A 22,197-nucleotide genomic window follows, 5' to 3' on the forward strand; every position below is an offset into this window, starting at 1 on the left:
GGGTCAGGCGGTGCGGGGGCGGCCCACCAGGACGACCGCGGAGTGCGGGCCCAGGTGGTAGCGCTCGGGGTGCAGCAGCGGCGGCTCCGCGCCGATCGGGTGCAGCGCGTGGGGGTGCGCCGCCCCGGTGTCGGTGAACAGGTGCCAGGTCTCGCCGTCGGGCAGCCGCGGCAGTTCCAGGTCGTGCGCCTCCCAGTGGGCGTTCAGGGCGACGTAGACGTGCTCGTCGCCCGCCCCGGCCGGCCCGCCCTCGGGCCGGCCGCCGCGCAGCAGGGCGAGCAGGCGCACGTGCGCGGACCAGTCGGGCTGCCAGGGCCGGACGCCGTGCCAGCTGACGTCCGGCAGCGGCTGCCCGGGCGCCGCCGCGCCGACCGGGGGGTCGGCGCGGCGCAGCGAGGGGTGCGCCCGGCGGAAGGCGATCAGCGCCCTGGTGAACTCCAGCAGTTCGGCCCGGTCGTCCAGCAGGTCCCAGTCGAACCAGGAGAGTTCGTTGTCCTGGCAGTAGGTGTTGTTGTTGCCGTGCTGGGTGCGGCCCACCTCGTCGCCGGCCAGCAGCATCGGCACGCCCTGGCTGGTGAGCAGGATCAGCAGCAGGTTCTTCATCTGCCGCAGCCGCAGCGCGGCCACGTGCGGGGAGGCGGTGGGGCCCTCCTCGCCGCAGTTCCAGCTCAGGTTGTCGTCGGAGCCGTCCCGGTTGTCCTCGCCGTTGGCCTCGTTGTGCTTGCCGTTGTAGGAGACCAGGTCGTGCAGGGTGAAGCCGTCGTGGCAGGTGACGAAGTTGATCGAGGCGGTGGCCGAGCGGTCCCGGTACAGGTCGGGCGAGCCGGCCATCCGGGTCGCCAGTTCGCCCGCGACCCCGGGCTCGCCCTTGACGAAGCGCCGCGCCGCGTCCCGGAACCGGCCGTTCCACTCCGACCAGCGGCCGTAGTTGGGGAACTGCCCGACCTGGTAGAGGCCGCCGGCGTCCCAGGCCTCGGCGATCAGCTTGGTGTGCCGCAGCACCGGGTCGTGGGCCAGCTGTTCCAGCAGCGGCGGGTTGGGCAGCGGGGTGCCGTCCGGGCCGCGGTCCAGGATCGCGGCCAGGTCGAAGCGGAAGCCGTCGACGTGGTACTCCGCGACCCAGTAGCGCAGGCAGTTGAGCACGAAGTCGCGCACCACCGGGTGGTTGCAGTTGACGGTGTTCCCGGTCCCGCTGAAGTTGTAGTACTCGCCCTGCGGCGTGAGCATGTAGTACGTCGCGTTGTCCAGCCCGCGGAACGACAGCGTCGGGCCGTGCTCGTTGCCCTCCGCGGTGTGGTTGAAGACGACGTCCAGCACCACTTCGAGGCCGGCCCGGTGCAGTTCGCGCACCAGGTGCTTGAACTCGTCGGCCTGCATGCCGTGCCGGCCGGTGGCGGCGTAGCCCGCCTTGGGGGCGAAGAAGTGGACGGTGTTGTAGCCCCAGTAGTCGAGCAGCCGCTCCCCGGTGACCGGGTCGCTGCGCGGGTTGTCGAACTCGTCGAACTCGAAGACCGGCAGCAGCTCCACGCAGTTGACGCCCAGTTCGACCAGGTACGGGATCTTCTCGACCAGGCCGGCGTAGGTGCCGGGGGCGGAGACGCCCGAGGACGGGTGCCGGGTGAAGCCGCGCACGTGCGCCTCGTAGACGACCAGGTCCTCGTAGGGGATGCGCAGCGGGGTGTCGCCGCCCCAGTCGAAGTCCTCGGCCACCACCTGGGAGCGGTACGGGTAGAGGTCGGACCGGTCCGGTTCGCGGCCCCACACGTCCCGGCCGGAGACCAGCTTGGCGTAGGGGTCGCCGAGGACCCGCGCCGGGTCGAAGCGGTCCCCGCGCGCCGGGTCGAACGGCCCGTCCGCGCGGAACCCGTACTGCAGGTCCTCCACGTCCAGCCCGAACACCGTCATCGCGTACACGCTGCCGATCCGGAACTCCGGCGGGAACTCCAGCTCGGCGACCGGCCGGGCGCCGCCGTGCTCGAACAGCACCAGGCTCATCCGGGTCGCCCGGTCCGAGTAGACCGAGAAGTTGACGCCGCCCGGCACCGGGACCGCCCCGTGCGGGAACGGCCGGCCGGCCCGGACCGGGTACCCGGCGATCCGGTGCGTCGGGTACCCGTCGACCCGCTCCCGGAAGTCCTGCCCGGTCACCGGCCCACGCGCTCCGGCTCCTCCTCCAGGCCGTCCTCCAGGTCGTCGCCGATCTGGAAGAAGTCGAGGAAGCCGGTGGCCGACATCACGAAGCGCACCTCCTCCGTCAGCCCGACGAGGACGATGCGGGCCCGCAGCCGCTGGGCCTGCCGGTGCACGATCAGCAGGGTCCGCAGGCCCGCGCTGGAGATGTAGTCGACGGCTCTCAGGTCCACCAGCAGCGTGCTGTCCTCGGCCACCAGCGGCAGCAGCTGGGCCTGCAGCCCGCCCGAGGTGGTCGAGTTGATCTCGCCCGCCAGGGTCGCCGTGACGGTGCTCCCGACCGTCCGCGCACGCAACAGCACACTCATCGGATCTCCTCCTGCACCAGGGCGGGCGCGAGCCGCACCTGGACCGTGATCCGGCCCGAGGTCTCCGGCAGACGCACCGTCAGTTCGGCTTCGTCGTAGTCCTCGTAGGGCTCCCCGTCGACCAGCACCCGGTCGATCCGGACCGCGCCGGGCGGCAGCAGGTCGGGGGAGACGCGCAGCAGCCGGTCCGGCACCACCGCCGGGTCGGGCTTGAACCAGAAGTCCATCGCCCGGCCGGCCACCAGCAGGTTGCCGTAGACCGCCGCGAGGTAGCACAGCTCCGAGGCGTGGTACATGCTCATCGAGTGGCTGCCCTTGAGCCGCTCGGTGCCCAGCAGGTACGGCAGCCCGTCGGCCAGCACGTTGAAGTAGACGGCGCCCTCGTCGTGGTCGAGGAACCACGCGTTGTAGAACGCCTGCGCGGAGCGGGCCTCGGCGCGGAACTCCTCCCGGCCCAGGCCGGCGAACAGCACCAGGTAGGCCAGGATCGCCTGCTCCTGCTGCCACCACGCCTTGCGGTCGTGCCAGACGAAGTCGTGCCGCCCGGCGGCGTCCGGGTTGATCCGCTCCACCACGTCGTACCAGCCGCCGCGCTGCCGGTCGCTGCCGACCGCGGGCATGGTCCGGCCGATCCGGTCGGCCAGGTCCTGGTAGCGGTGCTTGGGGCGCAGCGCGTGCATCCGCATCAGGTTCCAGGCGATCTTCAGGTTGTGGCCCACCACGGCGCGGTTCTGCTGCCAGCCGTGCGTGGTGTCGTGCGACCAGTCGCGGTGGAACCGCTCCTGGACGAAGGGGCTGCCCTCGTCGGGGAAGTGCTCGACGACGGTGTCGAAGGTGTACTCCAGCATGTCGGCGTACGCCTTCTCACCGGTCGCCAGGTACAGGTTGATCAGGTACGCGGGGGCGTGGTCGCCGACCGAGTTCCAGTTCTTCCGGGCCTGGTTGGGGCCGAGCGACGGGTGGTCGGGGGTGAGCAGGATCGGGTCGATGTGCGAGAAGTAGCCGCCCTGCTCCCGGTCCAGGTAGAAGCGGTCGAACAGGCGCAGCGTGGCGTCCGCGTCGGCCTTGATCCGCGGGTCGCCGGTGACCCGGTAGGTCTGCACCGGGCCGGCCAGCGCGTAGATCTGCTCGTACATCGGCAGCGCGTCGTAGTCGTCGGAGAACTCGGAGGTGAACAGGTTCTTCTCCAGGTCCCCGTTCACGCTCAGCCCGTGGTACCAGTAGACGACGTCCTCCTCGGCGTCGACGAAGCGCATGTGCTCGCGCAGGTACTCGGTGCCGCGCTCGGCGACGTCCAGGAAGTCCTCCTCGCCGGTCAGCAGGTAGGCGGTCGCCATGCCGTAGACCAGCCGGGAGATGGTGTCGGTCTCCTGGACGTGACTGGCGGTCTTCTCGCCGCCGAGCCGGATCTCGGTGCGGTAGTCGCGGTAGTCGACCGGGCCGTCGCCGAACTGGGCCCGCCGGTAGAACCGGGCCAGGCCGCGCAGCTGGTCGACCCACCACGAGGACTCCTCGAAGCGGTGGTCCTCCGGGCCGCGCCCGGTGAAGAGCAGGTGCTTGGCGTCGAAGCGGGCCCGCTCCCCGCCCGGGTAGAACACGCCCCGGACGAACAGGAAGCGGCCGGGGACGAGCATCGCGTCCAGGTGCCCGCCCGCGTCGACGTACGGCTCGTCGAGGTTGCGCAGCAGTTCGGCGCTGGGCCCGCCGGCCGTGGAGACCTCGAAGCGGCGGCCGTCGATGGTGGCCAGGGTGAAGCGGCGGGCGAGCGGCTCGACCGCCGTCACCCGGCCGGCGACGGTGTCCGAGAAGGTGAAGTCCAGTCGGTTAACCATGGGTTCCTCCGGAGCGGGCCAGGATCGTGTGGACGTCGGGGACCTTGTCCTCGACCGTGATTTGCGCCGCCAGGCAGACCAGCAGCACCGCCTCCAGGCCGATCGGCGGCAGCGGCGGGCCGGCCAGGGCGAGCAGCGCGAGCAGCCCGCCCAGGCCGATCCGGGACCAGGCCCGCAGGTCCCCCGGCGGCCGGACGTTGACCAGGTGGATCGCGCCGATCCCGAACAGGAAGGCGGCGATGCCCAGGCACAGCACCGGGCGCCAGGCGCTCCCGGCCCCCGCCGAGTTGGCGGCCTCGGTGGCCAGCAGCCCGCCGACGCCGGTGGCCGCGATGCCGGCGTGCACCACCAGGTGCCCGTAGACGTAGACCTGCCCGGTCAGCCGCCACTGCCGCAGCGGCGTGTCGTCGACGAAGTCGAAGCACAGCCACCACTGGGCGGCGCCCACCAGCAGCGAGCCGAACACGGTGGCCAGCGCGGCCGGGCGCAGGTGGCTGGTGGCGATGCCCGCGGCGTTCAGCGCCACCACCTCGCCCAGCACGATGATGGTGAACAGGCCGAACCGTTCCGGGATGTGCGAGCGGTTGAACGGCACCCGGCCGATCGCGGTGGCGGACACCAGCGGGGTCGCCATCTCCAGCCCGAGGCCGAGCGCCCACAGGCCGTAGCAGAGCGGCGGCGGCAGCAGGGCCGCCAGGCCCCAGCAGACCGCCCCGGCCGCGAACCCCTGCAGGTAGCGGCGGGTCAGCGGCCGGGCCTCCGGGGCGTGGTGGTGCGCCCGCAGGTAGAGGCCGATCAGGATCAGCCGGACCAGCAGGTAGCCGAGCGCGAACCGGACCGCCCCGGCGCCGTCGGCGAACGCGCCCGGAACCATCACCGCCAGACCGAGCGCCGCGGTCATCGCGACGATCATCACCAGCCGGTACAGCCGGTCGTCGTTGTCGAAGCGGTCCGCGTAGAAGGTGTAGCAGACCCAGGTCCACCACACCGGCACGAACAGCGCCGCGAACCGGGCGGCGCCGACCCAGTCGGGCCGGTGCAGCAGCACCGCGACCAGCTCGGCCATGCCGACGGCGAAGACCAGGTCGAAGAAGAGCTCCAGCGGCGAGGTGGCGCGGCCCTCCTCCTCGACCGAGGTCCGCAGCCGCAGCCGCCGCCGGGCCGGGCCGCCGGCCGGGTCGACCGGGGCGGCCGGATCGACCGGATCGGCCGGGGCGACGGGGGTGACGGGGTCGGCCGCGTCGGCGGGCGGGGTGTCCAGAGCGCTCATCGGGGTCAGCTCCCGGCGCTCCCGGCGCGGACGTGCGCCGCGTCGACGTAGCCGCGGACCTCGGCGATCCGGCCGTCCCCGTCGATCCGGAAGACGTCGACGCCGTCGACGACGACCGGGCCGCCCGGGGTGGTCTGCACGATGTGGAAGGTCAGCGCGGCCTCGTCGCCGCTGACGATCAGGTCGGTGACCGCGAACTCGACCTTCTCGACCGACCCGAACAGGCCGTCCCAGAAGTCGGCGAGGGCGGCCCGGCCGGTGTTGGCCGGCGAGCCGACCGGGTCGACCTGGACGACGTCCTCGGCCAGCAGGGCGAGGAACTTGTCCCGGTCGCGGGTGTTGAAGCTGTCGACGTAGCCCTGGACGGCGGTGCGGACCTGCTGCTCGGTGGGCATGGCGGCGTCTCCTCGGACGGGGGCGGCGGCGGGGGCGGTGCGGGCGGCCGGGGCGGCCCAGGCGGTCTCGATCTCGCGGACGAAGGCGGCCAGGAACTCCTCGGTCACCTCCGGGTGCCGGGCGGTCACCAGGTCGCCGTCCACCACCAGGTCGGCGGTGGCGGCGCCGACGGTGTCCCGGACGACCACGGCACCGGTGTTCTCGACGTCGCCGACGATGTTGTGGGCGCAGGTGACCCGGCGCCCGCGGAGCAGCCCCGGGTCCGCGCACAGCAGCCACAGCGAGTGGCAGATCGCGCCGACCTTGACGCCCGGCTCGGCCAGCGCGGCCCGCGCGAAGGCCACGGCGGGGGCGGTGCTCGGCGCGCCGGGCGGCGGCAGTTCGGCCTGGTAGCGCAGCCGGTCCATCGCGTAGGCGCCGATGCAGATGATCCCGGCGTACTGCGCGGGATCGGCCCCGGCCACCTCCTCGGTGACGGTGACGTGCTCCTCGACGGTGCCGTCGTCCGGGTTGGAGCCGAAGGTCAGCGAGGGCTGCCCCCACAGGTGCGACAGGTAGCGGACCCGGTAGCCGTGCGCCGGGAGCCAGGAGTTGAACAGCCGGAACTCGGTGGCGTCGAAGTGGTCCTCGATCAGCACCCCGACGGTGCGGCGGGGGCCGTCCGGGACGGCCGCGGCGGGCGCGGTCACCGCTCGCCCCCCGCCAGGCCGAGCGGGCCGAGCAGCTGGCCGGGGTCGAAGAACGCGGTCACGGTCTTGATCCGGCCGTCCTCGATCCGGAAGATGTTCATGCCGCGGACCCGGATCGGCCGCTGGGTGGCCCGGGCCCCCATGAAGACGCCCTGGTGGGTGCCGGTGATGGTGAACGCGGCCGCCACCTTGTCGTCCTGCTCCAGCAGCTCGTCGACGGTGAACACCCGGTCGGGGAAACCGCCGTACCAGCGCAGGGCGAACTCCTTGTAGGCGGCGAGGCCGTGGATGCCGTCGGGGGAGATCGGGTTGTCGAAGACCACGTCCGGCGCCATCAGCTCGTCGGCGAGCTGCAGGTTGCCGGGGCTGGTCAGGAACTCCTGGTAGTACCTGCGGACGAGTTCTGCCCCTCCTTGGGACATGGGATTCCTCGCTCTCGTGAAGATGGGGCGGCGCGGCGGCCCCGGCCGGCCGGGGAGGGCCGGCCGGGGCGCCCGGTCAGGCGTCCGCGAGGAACCACTCCGCGGCCCGCTCGCCGATGACGTAGCAGGTCAGGTTGGGGTTGCCGCTGACGTGCGTGGGCATCACCGAGGCGTCGACGACGCTCAGGTTCGAGGCGCCGTGCACCCGCAGCCGCTGGTCGACCACCGCGTCCCGGTCACCCTCGGCGCCCATCCGGGCGGTGCCCACCGGGTGCCACAGGGTGGCCGAGTGCTGCCGGACGTACTCCAGCAGCGCCGCGTCGTCGTCCACCTGACGCTGGGTCAGCGCGTCCGAGGTGCCGGCGGAGAGGTCCCGGATCTGCTTGGCGTTGGCGACCTCCCAGGCCAGCCGGACGCCGTCCAGCGCGATCGCCCGGTCGGCGGCCTCGCCGTAGGAGTTCAGGAAGATCTCCGGCTGCACCGACGGGTCGGCGCTGCGCAGCGACACCCGGCCGCGGCACTCCGGCTTCTGCAGCACGCTCATCACGCTGATCGGACGGTGCGTCACCGGCACGTAGCGGCTGACGAAGTACATCTGCATGTCGTTGAACCGGCTGCTGCCCGGGTTGGTGTAGCGGGCGATCACCTGGACGTCCGGGTCGTCGGGGGAGGTGACGCCCTCCTTCGGCAGCAGGCCGACGGTGATCTGCTGGTGCTCGATCAGGTTGGCGCCGACGCCGGGCGCGTCCAGCACCACCGGGATGCCGAGGGCGCGCAGCTGCCGGGGGTCGCCGACGCCGGAGCGCAGCAGCAGGGCCGGGGTGTTGAGGGCGCCCGCGGACAGCGTCACGTGCCCGCCGCGGACCTGCTCCGGCCGGCCGTCGACGACGACCTCGACGCCGACCGCGCGGGTGCCCTCGAAGAGCACCCGGTGCACCTCGGCGCCGGACCGGACGGTCAGGTTGGGCCGGTGCCGGGCCGGGGCGAGGTAGGAGATCGCGCTGGAGATCCGCAGCGTGCCGCGGCGGTTCATCGGGATCGGGCCGACGCCGGTGCTCTCCGGGTCGTTGTGGTCGGCGACGTAGCCGAAGCCCTTGTCCAGCATGGCGTCCAGGTAGGCGGCCTGGAACGGCACCAGCTCGGAGCGGGTGGCCCGGACGATCGGGGTGGGGCCGTCGGCGCCGTGCAGCGGGCCGCCGAAGTCCTGGTCGCTCTCGATCCGCCGGAAGTACGGCAGCAGCTCCCGCCAGGACCAGGCGTCGTTGCCGAGCCCGGCCCACTCGTCGTAGTCGGCGGGGATGCCGCGCAGCGCGATCGCGCCGTTCACCGCCGAGCAGCCGCCGGCCGCCTTGCCGCGGGCGTAGGTCAGGCTGCGGCCGGGGACGGCCTCGGCCAGGTAGCCCCAGTCGTGGTCCTCGACCGAGACGGTCAGCGCGTTGGCGATGTCCTCGGGCAGGTCCTCGACGGACGGCCAGTCCGGGCCGGCCTCCAGCAGCAGCACCCGGCAGTCGGGGTTCTCGGAGAGGCGGGCGGCGAGCACGGCGCCCGAGGAGCCGGCTCCGATGACGATGTGGTCGTAGGTCATGAGGCGTCCCTTCCGGGGGCCGGATCGGCGGCTCCCTCGCGTGCGGCGGGCCCGGCCCCCGGGAAGACGTCGGTGGCGATCCAGCCCTCGATGATCGGCTTCTCGGCCAGGTCGACGTACTCCAGGCGGATGCCGAGCACGTCGGGGGCGGTGATGATCCAGTCCGGGGTGGCGCCGGGGCCGCTCCGGGAGGCGGCGTCGATGCCGATGCCGGCGGCCTCCAGGGCCTTGATCCGGCCGGCCATGTCGGCCTCCCACAGGCCCAGGTAGAGGATCTTGTTCTCCTCGCGGGTGGAGAAGATCCCGCTGTCGCCCCGGGACTCGATCAGCTCGTAGTAGGGCGGCCCCTCCTTGGAGAAGGCCACGTGCACGGTCTGCTCGTGCGGCTCCGGGTCCTCCAGCCACGGGTTGGGCACCCGGGCGGGCGTGGTGAAGGTCAGGCCCAGCACCCGGGAGAAGTCCTCGATCGCCTTCGGGAGATCGCGGACCACCACCCCGATGTGGAAATACGTCGGATCGTCGTTCATGGCAGCTCCGAAAGCGGCCGCGGAAACGTCACGCGACCGGGTCGTAGGAATCGATCACCGGGTCGCCTGTGAGCAGCGGCAGCATTCTCGGGACGAATCGCGCCAGGTAGTCGGTGCGCGCGTGGGCGGCGAACGCCGCTTCGTCCGCGTACTGCTCCACGACGAGGTAGCGCCGGGGCGCGGTGCGGGATCTGACCAGTTCGAAGAACGGCGTTCCCGGCTCGTTCGCGCGGACCTCGAGCACGAGGTCGGTGAGCAGTTCCTCGAATTCCGCCTCGCGGCCCTCGGCCACGTCCAGGACGGTGGTGCAGGTGATCACGGCGGGCTCCTCTCGGCCGGCGGCGGTCAGCGCAGCGGCGGCAGCAGCACGTCGGCGGTGGCGTCCTGGAGGGCGGCCTCCTCGGCGGGGTAGTGGTAGTACTCCGGGCCCTCGTTCTTGAACAACTGGGCGCCGACCGCGCCGAGGGTGTCGAACCAGAGCGACATCTCCTTGCCCACCTCCTCGCCGAACAGGTGCGCCACCATGGCGACGGTGCCCGCGTTGATGGAGCTGGCGCCGGCCGTCGTCCACAGCCGGGCCTCCGGCGCGCCCAGCCACATCAGGCGGGGCTCCACCACGTTGGCGCCCTCCTCCTTGAGCCGGCGGGTGATCGGCGGGCTGCAGGTCACCGGGGTGCTGCCGAGGATGCCGGCCCGCTGCAGGATGCCGACGCCCACGCAGTTCGAGCCGATGAAGCGGCCGTTGACGTAGTGGTGCCGGATGGTGTCGAGGACCCGCTCGTCCTTGGTGGCCTCGCCCGAGCCGTTGCCGCCCGGCACGTACAGCACGTCGTAGAGCACGTCGTCGGTGAGCACCTCGTGCGGCTGCACCATGGCGCCCATCTGCATTTCGATCGGGCCCTCCTTCAGGGCCACCAGTTTCACGTCGAGCTGCTCGCCGGTGGTGTTCTTCAGATGGATCGCCACCCCGGTGAGAATCTCCCAGGGAATGATGGTGTCGGACTCGCTGCACCGGTGGTACGCGAGCACGCCGATCGTCCTGATGTCGGTCATGGTCCGGTATTTCCCTTCCGTGCGGGCGCTGCCAGCGAGCGCCGGCCGACCCGCAATTCCCGGGTCCGGAGGAAAAGCTAGCGCCGGGCCCCCGGAATCCGGCCGGAGTGCACCCGCACTTCATGACGTCGAAGGCGTGTTCGCAGATCGGGCGCGTTTTCGCCCGGAGCGCGCCGGGGGCGGACATCACAAAGTGTCCGCCGCCGGTTTGGCCCGCACCCCGCGGCGGCGGGACGCTCGCAAGCATGACTACAGGGATCAGCGGCGCCCCCGTGCTCGCCGACGAGCAGGCGGCCCGCCCACCACGCACCACCGGGCTGTTCACCGCCGTCGTCGTCGGCAACTTCATGGTCCTGATGGACGCGTCCATCCTGAACGTCGCGCTCCCCTCGGTCCGCGACGACCTGCACGCCTCCGCCGCGGCCCTGCCGTGGACGGTCGACGCCTACACCGTGCTGTTCGCCGGCCTGCTGCTCGCCTCCGGCGCGCTGGCCGACCGCTTCGGCGCCCGCCGGATGTACCGCGGCGCGCTGCTCGCCTTCGCCGTGCTCTGCCTGCTCTGCGCGGGCGCGGGCGCCGCCTGGATGCTGATCGTCGGCCGCGCCCTGCTGGGCCTGGCCGCGGCCGGCCTGGTCCCCGCCTCGCTGGCGCTGCTGGCCGGGCTCTACCCCGACAAGGCCCACCGCGCCAAGGCGGTCGGCGTGTGGGCCGCGCTGAGCGCCCTCGGCCTGGTCGCCGGACCGGTGCTCGGCGGCGCGCTGGTCGCCCTCGGCGGCTGGAAGCTGGTCTTCCTGGTCAACCCCCCGATCGCGCTGGTCGCCTTCTTCGGCTCCCGGGGCTTCCGGGCCGACCGGGCGGCCGCCCACCGGCCCGTCGACCTGCCCGGCCTGGCGCTGTCGGTGCTCTGCCTGGGCGCGCTCACCTACGGCCTGGTCGAGGCCGGGCTGGACGGCTGGGGCCGCCCCGTGCCGCTGGTCGCGCTCGCCCTGGCGGTGGCGGCCGGCATCGCGCTCGCCGTCGTCGAACGGCGGGTCGCCTGGCCCGCGCTGCCGCCCGCGCTGCTCGCCCAGGCCCGGATCAGGGCCGACCTGCTGGCCGGCGCGGTGGCCTCGTTCATCTTCTACGGGCTGCTGTTCGCCATGACGCTGTGGATGGTGAACGACCGTCACCTGACGCCGCTGCAGACCGGCCTCGCCTTCCTGCCGATGACGCTGCCGCTGGCCGTCCTGCCGATCTTCACCGGCCGGTTCGTGGCCGGCCTCGGCACCCGCCCGGTGATCCTGTTCGGCCTCGGCGCCGGGGCCGTCTCCGGCGCGGTGCTCGCGCTGTCCGGCGACAACCCGCCCTACGCGCTGATCATGGTCGCCGAGATCGCCCTCGCGCTGGCCAGCGCCACCTCCATCCCCGGCGCCACCGCCGACCTGGCCGTCGCCGCGCCGGCCGAACTGGCCGCCACCGCCCAGGGCGCGCTGAACGCCTCCCGGCAGGGCGGCGCCGCGCTCGGCGTCGCCGTCCTCGGCACGCTCGGCTCGATGCCCGCCGTGGGCCTGGCCGTCGCGGTCTTCGCCGCGCTCTCGCTGCTGGTCGTCACCTTCACCGGACGGCGCCCCGCCTGAGCCCGCGCCGTCCGGCCCCGCACCGCCGCACGTCCGCACCGCCGCACGACCGTACGTCCGCACGACCGTACGTCCGCACCGCCGCACCGCCGCACCGCCCGATCCACGCCCCCGCCGACGGACCTGAGAGGGAGACCGCCATGGCAACCGCCGCAGAGGAAACCGGCAATCGGCCGACGACCCGTCACAACGTGGTCTGGGTGCGCGAAGCGCTCCAGCGGGCCATCGAACTGGAACACGCCACGCTCCCCGTCTACACCGCGGCGATGCTCTCGCTGGAGGTGCAGAACTACACCAGCTACAACTCCGTCCGCAGCGTGCTGATGGAGGAGATGGTGCACATGTCGATCGCCGCCAACATGCTGGCGGCGATCGGCGGACGCCCCCGCATCCGCGACCTGGCGCCCGCCTACCCGGCCCGCGGCCTGCCCGGCGGCGTCGAGCCCGACCTGCACCTCGGCCTGACCCAGCTCTCCAAGGCCCAGCTGCGGAACTTCATGCGCCTGGAGTCCCCGTACTTCCTGCTGCCCGAGGAGTACCGCAGGGAGAGCTACCCGACCATCGGCCGGCTGTACGCGGAGATCCGCGACGCCGTCGTCGAGAACGCCGCCGAACTGCGCGCCGCCGTCAACGGCGGCCACGTCGCCAACCAGGTCGGCGACAACATCGGCTTCACCACCATCGTCCCCGCCTCCGGCGTCGACCCGGTCGACCAACTGCTGGCCGGCATCGACGAGATCCTGGAACAGGGCGAGGGCGCCAGCGCCGGCTCGCTGCACACCGGCGCGGACTACCAGCACGAGGAGTCCCACTACGCCAAGTTCGCCGAGCTGTACTACGGCCGGACCTTCCGCGCCCCGCAGCCGCCGCTCGCACTCACGAAGGACTCCGAGGCGGTCTGGTTCCAGGGCGACCGGATCGACTGGCCCGCCGTGGTCAACACCCTGGCCGTGCCCGCCGACGGCTACGAGGCGCTGCTCTCCGAGGACAAGGACGGCGTCGCCGTCGCCGAGGAGCTCACCGTCTTCGACCAGGTCTACACCGAGATGCTCCAGCACCTCGACGAGCTGTGGAACGGCTCCAGCGACCCGATGACCCAGTGGGCGACCTTCGGCGAGGCCGTCGAGAAGATGTCCAAGCTCCGGGTCACCTCCTGCTTCACCTTCATGCGCCGCGAGGTCCCGGCCGACCTGGTCGCCGACCTGCCCCGGATCTACCCCACCGAGTACGGCCACCTGCGCGCCTACACCGACCTGGACCGGCCGGTGTTCTACGGGCCGCGCTTCCGCAACCTCGCCGCCCCGCGCCCCTGAGCGCCCCGCCCCCGAGACGCCCCGCCGCACCCGGAGACGCCCCGCGCCGTCCCGCGCCGTCCCGCGACGCCCGAGAAGAGGCCGCCATGCCCCGCACCGACACCGTCCTGATCGTGCTCACCAGCCACGACACGCTCGGCGACACCGGCCGCCCCACCGGCTACTTCCTCCCCGAACTCGCCCACCCCTGGCAGGTGTTCGAGCAGGCCGGCCGCCGGGTGGAACTGGTCTCCACCCGCGGCGGCCGCCCCCCGCACTACGGCGACGACCCGGCCGACCCGGTGCTGCGCGCCTTCGCCGCCGACACCGCCGCCCAGGCCGCCCTCGACACCACCCCCACCCCCGACCGGATCGACCCCGCCCGCTACGACGCCGTCCTGTACGCGGGCGGGCACGGCACCATGTGGGACTTCCCCGACGACCCGGGCCTGCAGCACGTCGCCCGCGCCGTCCACGAGGCCGGCGGCGTGGTCGCCGCGCTCTGCCACGGTCCGGCCGGCCTGCTCGAAGTGCGGCTGTCCGACGGCACCCGGCTGATCGAAGGCCGCAACGTGGCCGGCTTCACCGACGAGGAGGAGGCCGCCGTCGGCCTCACCGGCGTCGTCCCGTTCTCGCTCCAGGAGGCCCTGGAACTGCGCGGCGCCAAGCACCTGCGGGCCGCCGCCTTCCGGTCGCACGTGGTGGTGGACGGCCGCCTGGTCACCGGCCAGAACCCGGCCTCGGCCGCCGACACCGCCCGGGCCGTCGTGGACGTGCTGGACGGGCGGCGGTGAGCAGCCCCGGGCCGGTCACCGACGGTCCCGGGCCCTCGGCGGACGGTCCCGGGCCGGCGGCCGACCGCTGGCTCGTCCTCGCCGTCGCGCTCACCAGCACCTGCCTGGTGGTCGGCGGGGTCTCCATCGCCAACCTGGCCATCCCCTCGATGCAGCGCGGCCTGCACACCGGCTTCGCCGAGGTGATGCTCGCCGTCGCCGGCTACGGCCTGTCCTACACGGTCTTCCTCACCACCGGGGGACGGCTGGGCGACCTGCTCGGCCGCAAACCCGTGCTGCTGGCCGGCCTGGCGCTGTTCACCCTCGCCGTCACCGCCTGCGGGCTCGCCCCCGACGCGCCGGTGCTGATCGCGGCCCGGCTGCTCCAGGGCGTCGGCGCCGCCCTGGTCTACCCGCAGGTGCTCTCCGTCATCGAGGACACCTTCACCGGCCGGGAGCGGACCACCGCGCTCGGCGCGTTCGGCGCCGCCATCGGCGTGGCCATCGTCGCCGGGCAGCTGCTCGGCGGCGCGGTCATCCAGTGGGACCTGGCCGGACTCGGCTGGCGCCCCGCCTTCCTGCTGCTCGCCCCGGTCGGACTGGCCGCCCTCGGCACCGGCGCCCTGGTGCTGCGCGGCGGCCCCCGCCCCGGCCCGGTCCGGATCGACTGGGGCGGCATCGGCGCCATCGCCGGCGGCCTGCTGCTGCTGGTCGCCCCGCTGCTGCTCGGCCCCGACACCGGCTGGCCCTGGTGGACCTGGGCGATGCTCGCCGCCGCCCCGCTGCTGTTCGCCCGGCTGGTCGCCTGCGAACTGCGCCAGGTCCGGCTGGGCCGGGTCCCGCTGCTGCGGCCCGAACTGTTCCGGCAGCGCTCCTTCACCCTCGGCATGGTGATCGGCACCGTCTACTTCGTGACCGTGGTCGGCTTCACCGTCTACACCACGCTCACCCTGCAACTGGGCGGCGGACTCACCCCGCTGCACGCCGGACTCGCCTTCACCCCCGTCGGCGTCGCCTTCTTCGCCGCCTCGCTGCTCGGCCCCCGGCTCGCCCTGCTGCGCGGCCGCGGCGCGCTCAGCCTCGGCTGCGCCCTGCTCGCGGCCGGACTGGCCGCCGACCTCGCCGTGGTCCGCTCCGCCGGGACCGGCCTGTCGCCGTGGCAGCTGGCCGGGCCGCTGGTCCTGGTCGGCGCCGGCCAGGGCTTCGCCATGTCGCCGCTGATCGGCACCGTGCTGGCCGGCGTCCGCCCGGAGGACCGCGGCTCCGCCTCCGGCGCGCTGTCCACCGCCTTCCAGCTCGGCCAGACCCTGGGCCTGGCCGGCTTCGGCACGCTGTTCGCCGCCCTCGGCGCCCGCCCCGGCGTCGCCCGCGCCGCCGAGCGCTACCACTCCGCCTACGCCGCCTCGCTGCTGCTGCTGGTCGTCCTGGCGCTCGCCGTGGTCGCCCTGGTGCAGCGGCTGCCGCAGCCCGGACCGCCCGAGCGCCACCGGCACTTCCCCTGGGCCCGGCACGGGACCAGGACCGGCCTGGCGCACGCCCACTTCCACCTGACGGGCGGTCACGCCGTCGGATGGCTGACCCACTGGATCCACGAGCACGAACCGCACGCCGACCGGGCGCGGCCGCGCCCGCCGCTGGCGGCGGCGACCGAAAGGAACTGACATGCTCCAGCGAAACCTCGGCTCCCAGGGCCTGCGGGTCTCCGCACAGGGCCTCGGCTGCATGGGAATGAGCCAGTCCTACGGGGTGGCCAACGACGTCGCCTCCCTGGAGACCGTGCACCGCGCGCTGGACCTCGGCCTCACCCTGCTCGACACCGCCAACGTCTACGGCGCCACCGGCCTGTACGGCGTCGGCTCGAACGAGAAGCTGATCGGCCACGCGATCCGGGAGCGCCGCGACGAGGTCGTGCTGGCCACCAAGGTCGGCATCCACGACGTCCGCCCGGACACCGGCATGGTGCTGCGCGCCGACCCCGACTACATCCGCCGCAGCGCCGACGAGTCGCTGGCCCGCCTCGGCGTCGACCACATCGACCTCTACTACCTGCACCGGGTCGACCCCCGCACCCCGATCGAGGACTCGGTCGGCGCGATGGCCGACCTGGTCCGGCAGGGCAAGGTCCGCCACCTCGGCGTCTCCGAGGTCACCGCCGACGAACTGGAACGCGCCCACGCCGTCCACCCGATCACCGCGGTGCAGAGCGAGTACTCGCTGTGGACCCGCGGCGTCGAGGAGTCGGTGCTGCCCACCGCCCGCCGGCTCGGCATCTCCCTGGTGCCGTTCTCGCCGCTCGGCCGCGGCTTCCTCACCGGCACCATCTCCTCCACCGACGGCTTCGCGCCCGAGGACATGCGGCGCGGCATGCCGCGCTTCGGCAAGGAGGCCCTCGACGCCAACCAGCTGATCGTCGCCACGATCCGCGAGATCGCCGACGAGCACGGCGCCAAGCCGGGCCAGGTCGCCCTCGCCTGGGTGCACGCCCAGGGCGAGGACGTCGTCCCGATCCCCGGCACCAAGCGGGTCGCCTACCTGGAGGAGAACCTGGCCGCCCTCGACCTCGTCCTCACCCCGCAGGACCTGCTGCGCCTCGACACCGTCGCCTCCCGGACGGCCGGCGCCCGCCGCTGACCTCCGCCCCGCCAGGCCCGGCCCCCGCCCCGGGGGCCGGGCCGCCACCAGAAGGGCCCGCCGTGCGCGTCGATCTGCTCACCAAGGAGTACCCGCCCGAGGTCTACGGCGGCGCGGGCGTCCACGCCGGCGAACTCGCCCGCGAACTGCGCCGCCTGGTCGACCTGCGGGTGCGCTGCTTCGGCGCGCCCCGCACCGAACCCGGCGTCACCGCCTACCCCGAGACCGTCCCCGGCGACGCCGCGCTCGGCGCGCTCGGCGCCGACGTCGCCATCGCCGCCGACTGCGCCGGCGCCGACCTCGTGCACAGCCACACCTGGTACGCCAACGGCGCCGGCCGGCTCGCCCAGGTGGTGCACGGCGTCCCGCACGTGATGACCATGCACAGCCTGGAGCCGCTGCGCCCCTGGAAGGCCGAGCAGCTCGGCGGCGGCTACGCCCTCTCCTCGCTGCTGGAGCGCACCGCGATCCGGTACGCCGACGCCGTCGTCGCGGTCTCCGCCGCGATGCGCGCCGACATCCTCGACGTCTACCCCGGCGTCGACCCGGAGAAGGTCCACGTGGTGCACAACGGCATCGACACCGCCGTCCAGCGCCCCGACCCGCGCACCGACGCGCTCGACCGGTACGGCATCGACCCGCACCGCCCGATCGCCCTGTTCGTCGGCCGGGTCACCCGGCAGAAGGGCCTGGAACTGCTGCTCCGGGCCGGCTTCGAACTCGACCCGGACACCCAGCTGGTGCTGGCCTGCGGCCGCCCCGACACGCCGGAGATCGCCGCCGAGACCGCCGAACTCGTCGCCGCGCTGCACCGGACCCGCACCGGCGTGGTCCGGATCGACGGCATGCTCGACCCGGACCCGCTGCGCCAACTGCTCACCCACGCCACGGTGTTCGTCTGCCCCTCCCGGTACGAGCCGATGGGCATCGTCAACCTGGAGGCGATGGCCTGCGGCACCGCCGTGGTCGCCACCGCCGTCGGCGGCATCCCCGAGGTGGTCGCCGACGGCGACACCGGCCGGCTGGTGCCGCTCGACCCGGCCGACGACAAGCGCACCGCCTCCGAGCTGGCCGCGGCGGTCAACGCGCTCACCGCGGACCCGGCCCGGGCCCGCGCGCTGGGCGCGGCGGGCCGGCGGCGCGCGGCCGCCCTGTTCGGCTGGGACACCGCCGCGCGCCGCACCGTCGAGGTCTATCAGTCCGCCCGCAGCTCCGGCGGGTACAGGAAGTAGTTGGCCGCCGAGGCGGCCTGCGCGCCCTCGTGGACCGCCGCGGTCACCTGGTGCGAGTGCAGCGAGGTGATGTCCCCGGCGGCGTACACGCCGGGGACGGAGGTCTTCTGCTCGGTGTCGACCACGATGTGGCCGGTGTCGGCGAGCTTCAGGCCCAGCTCCCGGGCCAGCACGTTCTCCGGCGTGGCGCCCTGGATCGAGAACAGCGCGTCCAGGGCGATCCGCCGCCCGCGCTCGGTCAGCACCGCCCGCAGCCGCCCGTCCACCGCCTCGGCCCCGCGCAGCCGGTCGTGCAGCACCGGGATGCCCGCCGCCCGCAGCCGGGCCCGGAACTTCCCGCTGATCCCGTCCTGCTGACTGTTCGTCAGCAGCGTCACGTCGTCGGTGAGCGCGTGCAGCTGCATCGCCTCGCCCGCCGCCGCGTCGGTGTGGCCGACCACCAGGACCCGGCGGCCGCGGTTCTCCCAGCCGTCGCAGGTGATGCACCAGAACATCGACCGGCCCACGCAGGGCTCCCAGCCCGGGAAGTGCGGGAAGTGGTCCAGCACCCCGGTGGCCAGCAGCACCGTGCGGGCCCGCCAGCGGTGCTGCTGCGCGGCCAGCACGAAACCGTCCGCGCCGTTCCCGCGCACCCCGGTGATCCGGTGCCGCGCCACCCGCACCTGCTGCGGGTAGCGGGCCAGCTGCGCCAGGCCCAGCCGGCGCAGCTCGACGGTCGGGACGCCGTCCGGGAACCCCAGGTAGTTGTGGTTGACCTGGTGGTGGGTGGACCGGCCGTGGCCGGTGTCGAACAGCAGCACCCGGCGGTTGTAGCGGGCCAGGTACAGGGCCGCCGACAGCCCCGCCGGGCCGGCGCCCACCACCGCGGCGTCGGCCACTTCGGCGGGCGCCGCCGCGGTGTCCGCCACTTCGGCGGCCGTCCGGTCGTCGGCGGGCCCGTCCGTGCTGCGGTTCACGCGATCGCCTCCTCGGCGGTGCTCGGCTCCGGGGGCCGCACCCGGTGCTCCGGGGCGGCCAGGCGGCGCAGCGCCGCCATCGGGATCTCCAGCCACTGCGGGCGGTTGTGCGCCTCGTAGACGGCCTCGTACACGGCCTTGTCGGCCTCCATGGCCCGCAGCACCGCGCCGTGCCGGCGCGGGTCGGGGCCGCCCGCCGCGGCGTAGCCCTCGCAGAAGGCCAGCCGGTTGCGCTCGCGCCAGCCGTCGGCGCGGCGGCGCAGCCGCGGCCGCCCGGCCAGGTCGCGGGGGAGCGAGCCGAGCGCGTGCCGGGCCGCGTAGTCGAAGGACCGCAGCATGCCCGCCACGTCCCGCAGCGCGGGCTGCGGCAGGCGCCGCTCGGCCACCGGCCGGCCCGGCTCGCCCTCGAAGTCGATCAGCACCCAGCCGTCGGCGGTGTCCAGCACCTGGCCGAGGTGCAGGTCGCCGTGGACCCGCTGCACCGCCAGGGCGCCGAGCCCGCCCAGCGCCCGGAACGAGCGGTCCAGGCCGGGGGCGAGGGCGGCCAGCTCCGGCAGCTCGGCGGCGGCCGCGCGCAGCCGCCGCCGGGCCGCCCCGGCCAGTTCGGCGAGCTCCGCCGGGCCCAGCACCCGGGTCGGCAGCCGCGCGGCCAGTGCCCGGTGCACCCGCGCCGTCTCCCCGCCCAGCGCGCGCGCCTCGGCGGTGAAGGCGGACGGCCGGTCGGGGGCGTCCTCGCCCGCGATCCAGGCCCGGGCCCGTTCCAGCGCCAGCTCCCAGCCGTCCGACCGGGCGGGCAGGAACTGCTGCAGGATGCCCAGCGTCGCGCCCGGCCCCAGCGGACCGCCGGCCGTCTCCATCCAGCCCAGCGGCGCCGCGCTCCGGACGTCCCCGGCGCGTTGCAGCGCCCGCAGCAGTTCGAGTTCGGGGCTGGCGCCCGGCACCGGGCGGCGCAGCAGCTTCAGCATCAGCCGGTCGCCGAACACCAGCGAGGTGTTGCTCTGCTCGGCGGTGCTCGGGTGCTCGGGCAGGCCCAGCGGGATGGCGCTGCCCGCCGGGTGCCGGAACCGGACGGCGGCGGTCTCCCGGCGGTCGGCGAGCAGCCGCAGCAGCCGGTCCATCAGCACCGGGTCGGCGGCGGCCTCGTACAGGAACCAGCCCCCGTCGCCGTCCCGCAGGGCGGGCAGGGCGGGCAGCGCCGGGAGCGCGCCGCGGCCCGGGCCGGTCGGGGGACCGGCGGCGGCGCCCAGCAGCAGCTGGTACCACTCCTGCGGGCCGGTGCGGACCAGCACGTGCAGCAGCGCCGGGTCGCCGGGCTCCAGCACGGTGACGGCGAGTTCCTCCAGGACGGCGGCGCGGCCCTTGGCCGCGTACCAGCGCTGCCGCGGCAGCCAGTCCGGCAGCAGCCGGCGCAGTTCGGACTCGACGGCGGCGGGCCCGGGCGCGGCTGCTGCGGCGGCCCGGGCGGGGCGGGCGCTCACGCGGCGGGCTCCACCCGGGCGGCGGTGGCGGCGGGACGGGCGGCGTCGGCGGCGGGCAGCAGCGTCACCGCGTGCGCGAGCGAGACCATCGTCATGTGGTGGTGCCAGCCGGGGAACGACCGTCCCTCGAAGTCGCGCAGCCCGAGCCCGGAGCCGACCTCGGCCTGGTCGCGCTCGACCCGCAGGCTGAGCCGGGCGGTGCGGTAGAGCTGCCCGACCGGGTGCCGGCCCAGGTTCGACAGCCAGTGGCCGCCGGACCCCGGGCGGCCCCGGTCGTTCCAGGAGGCCAGCAGCACCAGGTCCGCCGGGTCGCCGGGGGCGTCGGCCAGCTCGACCGGCGCCGACCCGACGGCCGTCACCCGGACCGCGCCGGTCGTGTGGTCCAGCCACTCCACCGGGAGCCGCCGCAGCCGCAGCCGGGCGTCCCAGGCGGCGGCCGGGTCGGGGCAGCGGACCGCGGCCCGTTCGGCGGGCCGCAGCTCGGGCAGTCGGGCGGGCGGGTCGATCCGCACCACGAACGGCAGCCGGTGCGCCAGCAGCGCGCGGCAGACCGGCGCGGCCTCCGCCCCGCGCAGGTCCATCACCACGGGGCGCCGCTCCAGGCCCCAGCGCCCGGCCATCGCGGCGAGCATCGCCACCGCGTGCTGCGGCCCGCTCTCCGGCCGGACCGGCTCGGGGATCGCGGCGCGCCGGCGGCGCTCCGGGTGCCCGGCCCAGCGCTCGGACAGGTCGAGCCGCCAGTCGACCGGGCAGCTGAAGTGGTCGGCGGCCAGCCAGACCCCGGTCGCCCGCTGGCAGTTGACGACCCGTCCGAGTTCGGCGACGAAGCGCTCCTCGACGCCGACGGAGTGCGCGCCGAGCTTGGAGATCACCAGCGGGTGCACCACCCAGGCGCGCGGCCGGGCCAGCTGCTGGAGGTGCTCGGCGAGGGTCCGGCGGACCGGCTCCCACTCCCAGGGCGACTTGCTGATGAACTGGTTGAGGTTCTGCTCGATGCGGTGGCCCACGGAGTTGGCCACCGCCCGGACGGTCTTGCGCCCCTCGGCGGTCTGCAGTCCGCGGACGTAGAGGCTGCCCCACCGGCGCTGGTCGCTGCGCGGGACCGAGGCCAGGGCGGCGTCGATGAGTTCGGCCGCCCGCGCGTGCTGCGCGGCGGGCGGCTGCCGGTTCTTGTCAGGAGTCACGGTGAGCGTCCTTCAAGACGGTGGGCAGGCAGGGGGTACGGGTCCTAGAGGGCGGCGCGGGCGGTCAGGACCGGGTCGGCGGCCAGCCGGGCGAAGTGCAGCAGCCAGTCGGTGGTGGCCGGGCCCGGCTCGTTGTAGAGCTCGAAGGTCCGGCCGACCGCGGTCGGGTGGCGCAGCGACTGCACGCACGCCTCGGCCACCGACTCCCGGGAGACCCAGCCCTCGCCGCGGTCGCCCTGCTCCAGCCGGACCCGCTCGCCGGGGTCGTGGACGTCGGTCAGCCAGCCGGGCCGGACCACGGTGTAGGGCAGCCCGGAGGCGCGCACGGCGTCCTCGCCGCGCATCCGCCAGTCCAGCAGTCGCCCGTAGGCGTTCATCGGGTGGTCCCGGCGGGTCACCAGGATCTGGCTGACCAGCACGAACCGGGGCGCGGCCGCCGCGGCGGCGAGCACGTCCAGGACGTTGCGCACGCCCTCGTACATGGTCGCCTCGGGGCTGTCCGGCCCGGACTCGGCGGTGCCGGGCTCGACGCAGAACACCACCGCGCCGCAGCCGTGCAGCGGCGCGACCAGCGAGTCCGGGTCGCGGACGTCGGCGGTGTGCGCGGTGGACCGGCCCGGCAGCCGGGCCGGGTCCTGGCACCCGCCCCGGCCGACGGCCCGGGCGGGCCGTCCGGAGCGGTGCAGCCGGGGCAGCAGCAGCCGCCCCAGCCGGCCGGTGCCGCCGATCACGACGACGGGTCTGTCCATGGGGTCTCCTCCTC

20 protein-coding genes are annotated in these 22,197 nt (G+C 74.4%); 6 read left to right on the forward strand and 14 right to left on the reverse strand.

Going from position 1 to position 22,197, the window contains the following annotated elements; translation table 11 throughout:
* Positions 1 to 3: 3 nt before the first annotated feature.
* The 10 genes from glgX to ACIQBJ_RS13535 form a co-directional block, all read right to left on the reverse strand.
* The gene (gene glgX / locus ACIQBJ_RS13490; RefSeq protein ID WP_400708339.1) at positions 4 to 2,148 is read right to left on the reverse strand and encodes a glycogen debranching protein GlgX; all 2,145 of its coding nucleotides are present in this window, start codon (positions 2,146 to 2,148) and stop codon (positions 4 to 6) included.
* Positions 2,145 to 2,498 (reverse strand): STAS domain-containing protein, encoded by a 354-nt coding sequence (locus tag ACIQBJ_RS13495; RefSeq protein ID WP_400708341.1) that lies wholly within the window; start codon positions 2,496 to 2,498, stop codon positions 2,145 to 2,147. The genes glgX and ACIQBJ_RS13495 overlap by 4 nt, the downstream gene beginning before the upstream one ends.
* Positions 2,495 to 4,330: an AGE family epimerase/isomerase gene (locus ACIQBJ_RS13500; RefSeq protein WP_400708343.1), complete on the reverse strand. Its 1,836-nt coding sequence runs from the start codon at positions 4,328 to 4,330 to the stop codon at positions 2,495 to 2,497. Before ACIQBJ_RS13500 ends, ACIQBJ_RS13495 begins: the two co-directional genes overlap by 4 nt.
* A complete protein-coding gene (locus ACIQBJ_RS13505) occupies positions 4,323 to 5,600 on the reverse strand; it encodes a low temperature requirement protein A (RefSeq protein WP_400708345.1) in 1,278 nt (425 codons plus the stop codon). The genes ACIQBJ_RS13500 and ACIQBJ_RS13505 overlap by 8 nt, the downstream gene beginning before the upstream one ends.
* A gap of 5 nt (positions 5,601 to 5,605) precedes the next feature.
* On the reverse strand, positions 5,606 to 6,685 hold the full coding sequence (locus ACIQBJ_RS13510; RefSeq protein ID WP_400708347.1) for a nuclear transport factor 2 family protein: 1,080 nt from the start codon (positions 6,683 to 6,685) through the stop codon (positions 5,606 to 5,608).
* Positions 6,682 to 7,107, reverse strand: a complete 426-nt coding sequence (locus ACIQBJ_RS13515; RefSeq protein ID WP_400708349.1) for an ester cyclase — start codon at positions 7,105 to 7,107, stop codon at positions 6,682 to 6,684. Before ACIQBJ_RS13515 ends, ACIQBJ_RS13510 begins: the two co-directional genes overlap by 4 nt.
* A gap of 76 nt (positions 7,108 to 7,183) precedes the next feature.
* The gene (mftG, locus tag ACIQBJ_RS13520; protein WP_400708351.1) at positions 7,184 to 8,692 is read right to left on the reverse strand and encodes a mycofactocin system GMC family oxidoreductase MftG; all 1,509 of its coding nucleotides are present in this window, start codon (positions 8,690 to 8,692) and stop codon (positions 7,184 to 7,186) included.
* Positions 8,689 to 9,219 carry a VOC family protein gene (locus tag ACIQBJ_RS13525; protein ID WP_400708353.1) on the reverse strand — a complete coding sequence of 177 codons (531 nt, stop codon included), beginning with the start codon at positions 9,217 to 9,219 and terminating at the stop codon, positions 8,689 to 8,691. The genes mftG and ACIQBJ_RS13525 overlap by 4 nt, the downstream gene beginning before the upstream one ends.
* Before the next feature lie 28 nt (positions 9,220 to 9,247).
* A complete protein-coding gene (locus tag ACIQBJ_RS13530) occupies positions 9,248 to 9,538 on the reverse strand; it encodes a putative quinol monooxygenase (protein WP_400708355.1) in 291 nt (96 codons plus the stop codon).
* Positions 9,539 to 9,564: 26 nt separating this feature from the next.
* The gene (locus tag ACIQBJ_RS13535; protein ID WP_400708357.1) at positions 9,565 to 10,272 is read right to left on the reverse strand and encodes a DJ-1/PfpI family protein; all 708 of its coding nucleotides are present in this window, start codon (positions 10,270 to 10,272) and stop codon (positions 9,565 to 9,567) included.
* Between the two features lie 245 nt (positions 10,273 to 10,517).
* Here ACIQBJ_RS13535 and ACIQBJ_RS13540 point away from each other — a divergent pair, with 245 nt between their 5' ends.
* The 6 genes from ACIQBJ_RS13540 (at position 10,518) to glgA (ending at position 17,816) form a co-directional block, all read left to right on the forward strand.
* Positions 10,518 to 11,888, forward strand: a complete 1,371-nt coding sequence (locus tag ACIQBJ_RS13540) for an MFS transporter (RefSeq protein ID WP_400708359.1) — start codon at positions 10,518 to 10,520, stop codon at positions 11,886 to 11,888.
* A gap of 140 nt (positions 11,889 to 12,028) precedes the next feature.
* On the forward strand, positions 12,029 to 13,201 hold the full coding sequence (locus ACIQBJ_RS13545; protein WP_400708361.1) for a ferritin-like protein: 1,173 nt from the start codon (positions 12,029 to 12,031) through the stop codon (positions 13,199 to 13,201).
* 86 nt (positions 13,202 to 13,287) lie between these two features.
* Positions 13,288 to 13,974, forward strand: coding sequence for a type 1 glutamine amidotransferase domain-containing protein (locus ACIQBJ_RS13550; RefSeq protein WP_400708363.1), 687 nt, complete (start codon positions 13,288 to 13,290; stop codon positions 13,972 to 13,974).
* Positions 13,971 to 15,614 carry an MFS transporter gene (locus ACIQBJ_RS13555; RefSeq protein ID WP_400708365.1) on the forward strand — a complete coding sequence of 548 codons (1,644 nt, stop codon included), beginning with the start codon at positions 13,971 to 13,973 and terminating at the stop codon, positions 15,612 to 15,614. The genes ACIQBJ_RS13550 and ACIQBJ_RS13555 overlap by 4 nt, the downstream gene beginning before the upstream one ends.
* 1 nt (position 15,615) lies before the next feature.
* The gene (locus tag ACIQBJ_RS13560; RefSeq protein WP_400708367.1) at positions 15,616 to 16,584 is read left to right on the forward strand and encodes an aldo/keto reductase; all 969 of its coding nucleotides are present in this window, start codon (positions 15,616 to 15,618) and stop codon (positions 16,582 to 16,584) included.
* Between the two features lie 62 nt (positions 16,585 to 16,646).
* Positions 16,647 to 17,816, forward strand: a complete 1,170-nt coding sequence (gene glgA, locus ACIQBJ_RS13565; protein WP_400708369.1) for a glycogen synthase — start codon at positions 16,647 to 16,649, stop codon at positions 17,814 to 17,816.
* On the opposite strand, the gene ACIQBJ_RS13570 is transcribed toward glgA, so the two are convergent.
* From ACIQBJ_RS13570 to ACIQBJ_RS13585, 4 genes are read right to left on the reverse strand one after another with little or no spacing between them, the layout of a single operon-like run.
* Positions 17,780 to 18,772: an NAD(P)/FAD-dependent oxidoreductase gene (locus tag ACIQBJ_RS13570; RefSeq protein WP_400708371.1), complete on the reverse strand. Its 993-nt coding sequence runs from the start codon at positions 18,770 to 18,772 to the stop codon at positions 17,780 to 17,782. The genes glgA and ACIQBJ_RS13570 overlap by 37 nt on opposite strands.
* Positions 18,769 to 20,250 carry a maltokinase gene (locus ACIQBJ_RS13575; protein ID WP_400708373.1) on the reverse strand — a complete coding sequence of 494 codons (1,482 nt, stop codon included), beginning with the start codon at positions 20,248 to 20,250 and terminating at the stop codon, positions 18,769 to 18,771. The genes ACIQBJ_RS13570 and ACIQBJ_RS13575 overlap by 4 nt, the downstream gene beginning before the upstream one ends.
* Positions 20,247 to 21,434 carry an IS701 family transposase gene (locus tag ACIQBJ_RS13580; protein WP_400708375.1) on the reverse strand — a complete coding sequence of 396 codons (1,188 nt, stop codon included), beginning with the start codon at positions 21,432 to 21,434 and terminating at the stop codon, positions 20,247 to 20,249. Before ACIQBJ_RS13580 ends, ACIQBJ_RS13575 begins: the two co-directional genes overlap by 4 nt.
* A gap of 44 nt (positions 21,435 to 21,478) precedes the next feature.
* The gene (locus ACIQBJ_RS13585) at positions 21,479 to 22,183 is read right to left on the reverse strand and encodes an NAD(P)H-binding protein (RefSeq protein WP_400708377.1); all 705 of its coding nucleotides are present in this window, start codon (positions 22,181 to 22,183) and stop codon (positions 21,479 to 21,481) included.
* Positions 22,184 to 22,197: the final 14 nt, after the last annotated feature.

The sequence above is a fragment of the Kitasatospora sp. NPDC088391 genome (assembly GCF_044753345.1).
GTDB lineage: Bacteria > Actinomycetota > Actinomycetes > Streptomycetales > Streptomycetaceae > Kitasatospora.

Bases quoted from the DNA above. Each gene is read 5' to 3' on its own strand.
- ACIQBJ_RS13495 (WP_400708341.1), bottom strand. From the start codon at position 2,498: ATGAGTGTGCTGTTGCGTGCGCGGACGGTCGGGAGCACCGTCACGGCG.
- ACIQBJ_RS13500 (WP_400708343.1), bottom strand. From the start codon at position 4,330: ATGGTTAACCGACTGGACTTCACCTTCTCGGACACCGTCGCCGGCCGG.
- ACIQBJ_RS13505 (WP_400708345.1), bottom strand. From the start codon at position 5,600: ATGAGCGCTCTGGACACCCCGCCCGCCGACGCGGCCGACCCCGTCACC.
- ACIQBJ_RS13515 (WP_400708349.1), bottom strand. From the start codon at position 7,107: ATGTCCCAAGGAGGGGCAGAACTCGTCCGCAGGTACTACCAGGAGTTC.
- mftG (WP_400708351.1), bottom strand. From the start codon at position 8,692: ATGACCTACGACCACATCGTCATCGGAGCCGGCTCCTCGGGCGCCGTG.
- ACIQBJ_RS13525 (WP_400708353.1), bottom strand. From the start codon at position 9,219: ATGAACGACGATCCGACGTATTTCCACATCGGGGTGGTGGTCCGCGAT.
- ACIQBJ_RS13535 (WP_400708357.1), bottom strand. From the start codon at position 10,272: ATGACCGACATCAGGACGATCGGCGTGCTCGCGTACCACCGGTGCAGC.
- ACIQBJ_RS13540 (WP_400708359.1), top strand. From the start codon at position 10,518: ATGACTACAGGGATCAGCGGCGCCCCCGTGCTCGCCGACGAGCAGGCG.
- ACIQBJ_RS13545 (WP_400708361.1), top strand. From the start codon at position 12,029: ATGGCAACCGCCGCAGAGGAAACCGGCAATCGGCCGACGACCCGTCAC.
- ACIQBJ_RS13550 (WP_400708363.1), top strand. From the start codon at position 13,288: ATGCCCCGCACCGACACCGTCCTGATCGTGCTCACCAGCCACGACACG.
- ACIQBJ_RS13560 (WP_400708367.1), top strand. From the start codon at position 15,616: ATGCTCCAGCGAAACCTCGGCTCCCAGGGCCTGCGGGTCTCCGCACAG.
- ACIQBJ_RS13585 (WP_400708377.1), bottom strand. From the start codon at position 22,183: ATGGACAGACCCGTCGTCGTGATCGGCGGCACCGGCCGGCTGGGGCGG.